2 protein-coding genes and 1 pseudogene are annotated in these 2886 nt (G+C 65.9%); 2 read left to right on the forward strand and 1 reads right to left on the reverse strand.

Annotated elements, in window-relative coordinates; genetic code table 11:
* The first annotated feature begins 131 nt into the window (after positions 1–131).
* Together serB and Q1V78_RS08600 are read left to right on the forward strand one after the other, a co-directional pair.
* The gene (serB, locus tag Q1V78_RS08595) at positions 132–1376 is read left to right on the forward strand and encodes a phosphoserine phosphatase SerB (RefSeq protein ID WP_300613630.1); all 1245 of its coding nucleotides are present in this window, start codon (positions 132–134) and stop codon (positions 1374–1376) included.
* The gene (locus tag Q1V78_RS08600) at positions 1376–2242 is read left to right on the forward strand and encodes an aminoacyl-tRNA hydrolase (protein ID WP_300613627.1); all 867 of its coding nucleotides are present in this window, start codon (positions 1376–1378) and stop codon (positions 2240–2242) included. Before serB ends, Q1V78_RS08600 begins: the two co-directional genes overlap by 1 nt.
* A gap of 94 nt (positions 2243–2336) precedes the next feature.
* Here the strand turns inward: Q1V78_RS08600 and Q1V78_RS08605 are convergent.
* Positions 2337–2886, reverse strand: a pseudogene (locus Q1V78_RS08605) (AMP-binding protein); the annotation flags it as partial.

Genomic DNA, 2886 nt, shown 5'->3' on the forward strand with positions numbered 1-2886 from the left:
TTTGCCGAAAAACGGGGGTAGCGGGTCCTCCTCGACGCAGCCACTGTGGTTCAATCGTGAGTGTGACTAGCGCAAGTAACTCCACCCCAGTCGATAATCTCCAGCCCACGAGGCTCGCTTTCCCCGAAGAGCTGGAATCCATCCTGAATAACGGCTACGAACCCGCCGTCATCATCGTCACCGGCGACGACCAACCCGGCGTTACCGCCCGCTTCTTCCGTGGCCTCGCCGCCCACGACGTCCAGCTCATCGACATCGAGCAATCCGTCTTCCGCGGCAACCTCGCGCTCGCCGCCCTCGTCGGCGTCGACGCCGATACGTTGGCGACCCTCAACAACGAGCTGCCTGCCGACCTGGAGGCCCTCGGCATGAGCGTGCAGATCCAGACGGACACGGAAGCCATGGCCACCAAGCCGATGCCCTCCCACGTCATGGTTGTGCTCGGGCGCCGAATCACCGCCGAGGATGTTCAGCGGATCGGCCAAACGCTGGCCGCCGAGGGTGCGAACATCGACACGATTCGTGGGATCGCCGATTACCCGGTCACCGGCCTGGAGATCCACTTCACCGTCGCTAACCCCCGACCGGGCGGCGGAGTCGAGCTGCGCAAGGCTGTCTCTGAGCTCACCGCTGAGCTACACCTCGACATCGCAGTCGAGCGCGCCGGCCTGGCTCGCCGCAGCAAACGCCTGATCTGCTTCGACGTGGACTCCACCCTCATCCAGCAGGAGGTCATCGAGATGCTGGCGGCCTACGCTGGCCGCGAGGACGAGGTCGCTGCTGTTACCGAGCGAGCCATGCGTGGTGAACTCGACTTCGCGGAGTCCCTCCACGAGCGTGTCAATGCTCTGGCTGGGCTCGATGCATCGGTGGTGGAGAAGGTCGCAAACGACATCAAGCTCACCCCAGGTGCGCGCACCACGATTCGCACCCTCAAGCGCCTGGGTTACAAGACCGGCGTGGTTTCCGGCGGTTTTATTCAGATCATCGAACCCCTGGCGCGAGAGCTGGGTCTCGACTTCGCCCGAGCCAACACCTTGGAGATCCGCGAGGGTAAGCTCACGGGTCGCGTGATCGGCCCGGTCATTGATCGCCGCGCGAAGGCCGAATCCCTCAAGGAGTTCGCCTGGTCGAATGGCATCAAGCTCAACCAGACTGTGGCAGTGGGCGATGGTGCGAACGATATCGACATGCTCTCCACTGCGGGCCTGGGCATTGCCTTCAACGCGAAGCCAGCCCTGCGTGAGGTGGCGGACGCTTCGGTGAATTACCCATTCCTTGACCAGGTGCTCTTCCTGCTCGGCATTTCCCGCTCCGAGATCGAGCACGAGGACATGGCTGACGGCACCTACCGGCGTCCACCACTGCAGGACTAGTGCGCAACCACAACGACCCCGGGGAGCTGCAAACGGACGAGCGGGAGCTGATCCGGCGGGCGCATGCGATGCTCGTCCACCTTGCTGGGCACCCCGGTATCGAAGATCCGGACGACCCGAGCAGCGTCCAGGCGATGCCGATGGTTCTGCACCTGCCGAAGACTGACGCGCCGCTGCGCCACGACCTCCTCGCCGCGGCCGCCTCCGCCTGCGCTCGGGTATGCCTCGACTCCCGAGCGGGCGAGGAAGATAGCGAGTGGGCGCAGTCGCTGAAGGGCTGGTACGGCGCGAAGATTCGCAAACTCGCGCGCCGCGCCCGCGCCGGCAAGTGGGAGGCGGTCCTCGAGCTGCCCGGGCATGAGGTGAATGTGCACGGGGCGAAGGCCAAGGCGTTCCTCCCGGGGCCCGTTCATGGGGTGGACCCAAGGATCAACAAGTTGCAGATCCAGGGCTCCGACTTGCCACCCGAGCCCGGGCCGCTGCCCACACCCGAACCGGATCCTTTGCACCCGGTTATTTTCGTCGACGCTGGGCTGGGCATGACCGTCGGCAAGGCCGCAGCCCAGGTTGGCCACGGGTCGATGCTTTATGCCGCTTTCCTCAGCCCGGAGCAGGCGGTCGAGTGGTTCGAGCTAGGCTGCCCTGTGCACGTGCGGGAAATCCCGGCCGAGGACTTCGCAGGCAAGCGGGCCGCACTCGCGGAGCGTCCCGCCGCGGATGCCGCCGCTGCGAGCTCACGGTGGATCACCGCGGTGGGCGGGCAGTGGCCGGTGGTTGAGGTCCGCGACGCAGGCCACACAGAGATCGCCGCTGGAAGCGCGACCGTCATTGCCGCTTCCTACGCCGGCCAGCAGCCTCCGCGCTAAAAACAACCGGCCCTGGGACCACCTGCCCTGGCTTGAGCTACCTGCCAGGGATACGAGGGCAGGGGACCGGACCCCGGAGCACCCCTGGGCCGCGCTAGCCCTCGCGGGTCCGAAGCACCCGACGCAGGATCTTGCCGGTCGAGGACTTCGGGATGGCATCGATGAACTCGATGGCGCGGATCTTCTTATAGCTCGGCACCTGCTCTGCCACGTAGGCCATGATGTCCTCACCCGTGGCCGTGGCGTTCTGCTGCAGCACGACGAAGCCCTTGGGGATCTCCAAGCCGTCCTCATCCGCGACCCCGATCACCGCGGAGTCCGCGACCTCCGGGTGCGTGAGCAGCAGGGCTTCCAGCTCAGCGGGAGCGACCTGGTAGCCCTTGTACTTGATGACCTCCTTGAGCCGGTCCACGATATACACATTGCCCTCGGGGTCCTGGATCGCGAGGTCGCCCGTGCGCAGCCAGTCACCGTCCACGAGCGATTCTGCCGTCTCCCGGTCGCGGTTCAGGTAGCCGAGCATCACCTGGGGGCCACGCACCCACAGCTCGCCGACCTCCGAGTGCCCGTTGCTCGGCCGCGGAATCTCCTCTCCCGATTCGACGGCCGCGAGCTTGTGCTCCGTGTTAGCCACTGGCAGCCCG

This window comes from Corynebacterium sp. (genome assembly GCF_030152825.1).
Taxonomy (GTDB): Bacteria; Actinomycetota; Actinomycetes; order Mycobacteriales; family Mycobacteriaceae; genus Corynebacterium.